Raw genomic sequence first — 2509 nt, forward strand, 5'->3', positions numbered from 1 at the left:
STRCSSATNDATACTNTRYCHNAGCDAAGATCTTCGCCGGTATTATCGAATTTTTTGACGATATGAACACGATGCGATGTCAAAAAAATAAACTAACTTCAATCATGCATGAGTTAGTTTACTCTTTTAGGTGGTTATTCCTCAATAATAAGGATCTTTCAATAACTTGCGCCCACTCAGGTAATTCATCAACATAATACTTTATTGCACTCGTATCAGCTTCAATAATAATTTCACCATCAGCTTTACTATTATCTATGACGACTAAATGATCGATAAAGAATAAATTTGACAGAAGGTTTTTCATACTCGTAACATCACGTCGAATGATATCTTCCGTATCGATATGATGACCACCATTCTTCACACGCGTAGCAACACGTTCAATATTAAGTTGAACATCCCCTAGTCCTACGTAGAACATGATGATCTCAAAGCCATGACTCTTAGCTTCTTGCATCTGACGGATTGCGTTTCCACCTGCTAAAGTTGTTTCGACGGTAAAGTCCCACTTATTACGAATACATTCTCTAACTAATCTTATTGCTTCTTTGCCTGCAGATACTTTTCGCTTTTCAGGATTCATATTGTCAATTTTGCGTGCTAGTGCATCAGGATCAATATTGATGCTTACGCCAAGTTTATCAACAATTAAGTTTCGAATTGTACTCTTACCACTTCCATTGTTGCCAGCAAAAACAAACATTGTAGCATTCACATCACTCATGATGTAGCTCCTGCTCACTCATTCGCACAATCTCACCCGTAGCATATTCTCTAACTATATGACCATCAGTAGTTTTATACACAATATATGTTCCATTTACTTTCGCATCTAATTTTGCACGATCGCCCGTTAATCGGATTAGTTTAGATAAATCCTGCGTACGATTCATCATTTATGTCACCGCCTTGATTCAACTTGTAGTTTGAGTATAGCATATAAAAAAGCGTAATTAATAATTACTCTACTGACTAATTTCTTAATGCAACACGAAAACCTAGAAATGAGGGCCCTCTCAAATCTAGGTTTTTATAATCACTACCGCTTCGCCTTATAAAACTCATGATACAGCTTCATCAACGCCCGCTTCTCAATCCGCGACACATAGCTCCTCGAGATCCCCAGTTCCTTTGCAATCTCCCGCTGCGTGCGCTCCTCGCCACCCGCTTCCAAGCCGAAGCGTCCTACGACAACCTCTTTCTCCCGATCATCTAGAATCTCAAGGTTCTGATAAATCTTGCTCTTCTCAATTTTCAGCTGCACCTTCTCAACAACATCATCGGCCTCAGAACCGAGGATATCGATTAGCGTTATTTCATTTCCTTCCTTATCTGTCCCGATCGGATCGTGTAGGGAAACATCCTTACGGGTTTTCTTCAGACTGCGTAGGTGCATAAGTATTTCGTTCTCAATACATCTTGCTGCAAACGTCGCTAATTTGGTGCCTTTGTTCGGCTGGAAGCTCTCAATGGCTTTAATTAACCCGATGGTGCCAATCGAGATGAGGTCTTCAAGATCTTCGCCGGTATTATCGAATTTTTTGACGATATGAACACGATGCGATGTCAAAAAAATAAACTAACTTCAATCATGCATGAGTTAGTTTACTCTTTTAGGTGGTTATTCCTCAATAATAAGGATCTTTCAATAACTTGCGCCCACTCAGGTAATTCATCAACATAATACTTTATTGCACTCGTATCAGCTTCAATAATAATTTCACCATCAGCTTTACTATTATCTATGACGACTAAATGATCGATAAAGAATAAATTTGACAGAAGGTTTTTCATACTCGTAACATCACGTCGAATGATATCTTCCGTATCGATATGATGACCACCATTCTTCACACGCGTAGCAACACGTTCAATATTAAGTTGAACATCCCCTAGTCCTACGTAGAACATGATGATCTCAAAGCCATGACTCTTAGCTTCTTGCATCTGACGGATTGCGTTTCCACCTGCTAAAGTTGTTTCGACGGTAAAGTCCCACTTATTACGAATACATTCTCTAACTAATCTTATTGCTTCTTTGCCTGCAGATACTTTTCGCTTTTCAGGATTCATATTGTCAATTTTGCGTGCTAGTGCATCAGGATCAATATTGATGCTTACGCCAAGTTTATCAACAATTAAGTTTCGAATTGTACTCTTACCACTTCCATTGTTGCCAGCAAAAACAAACATTGTAGCATTCACATCACTCATGATGTAGCTCCTGCTCACTCATTCGCACAATCTCACCCGTAGCATATTCTCTAACTATATGACCATCAGTAGTTTTATACACAATATATGTTCCATTTACTTTCGCATCTAATTTTGCACGATCGCCCGTTAATCGGATTAGTTTAGATAAATCCTGCGTACGATTCATCATTTATGTCACCGCCTTGATTCAACTTGTAGTTTGAGTATAGCATATAAAAAAGCGTAATTAATAATTACTCTACTGACTAATTTCTTAATGCAACACGAAAACCTAGAAATGAGGGCCCTC

At 38.6% G+C, this 2509-nt stretch carries 4 protein-coding genes and 1 pseudogene; all 5 read right to left on the minus strand.

From position 1 onward, the window contains the following. Positions 1–118 precede the first annotated feature (118 nt). Positions 119–727 carry a zeta toxin family protein gene (locus tag BVG16_RS32255; protein ID WP_078503143.1) on the minus strand — a complete coding sequence of 203 codons (609 nt, stop codon included), beginning with the start codon at positions 725–727 and terminating at the stop codon, positions 119–121. Continuing rightward, positions 720–899: a hypothetical protein gene (locus tag BVG16_RS32260; RefSeq protein WP_078503144.1), complete on the minus strand. Its 180-nt coding sequence runs from the start codon at positions 897–899 to the stop codon at positions 720–722. Before BVG16_RS32260 ends, BVG16_RS32255 begins: the two co-directional genes overlap by 8 nt. Before the next feature lie 143 nt (positions 900–1042). Further along, positions 1043–1555 (minus strand): annotated as a pseudogene (gene sigK, locus BVG16_RS32265) (RNA polymerase sporulation sigma factor SigK); the annotation flags it as partial. A 53-nt stretch (positions 1556–1608) separates the two neighbouring features. Beyond that, positions 1609–2217 carry a zeta toxin family protein gene (locus BVG16_RS32270; RefSeq protein WP_078503143.1) on the minus strand — a complete coding sequence of 203 codons (609 nt, stop codon included), beginning with the start codon at positions 2215–2217 and terminating at the stop codon, positions 1609–1611. After that, positions 2210–2389 (minus strand): hypothetical protein, encoded by a 180-nt coding sequence (locus BVG16_RS32275; protein WP_078503144.1) that lies wholly within the window; start codon positions 2387–2389, stop codon positions 2210–2212. Before BVG16_RS32275 ends, BVG16_RS32270 begins: the two co-directional genes overlap by 8 nt. Positions 2390–2509: the final 120 nt, after the last annotated feature.

It is taken from the genome of Paenibacillus selenitireducens, assembly GCF_002021565.1.
Classification (GTDB): Bacteria; Bacillota; Bacilli; order Paenibacillales; family Paenibacillaceae; genus Paenibacillus_K; species Paenibacillus_K selenitireducens.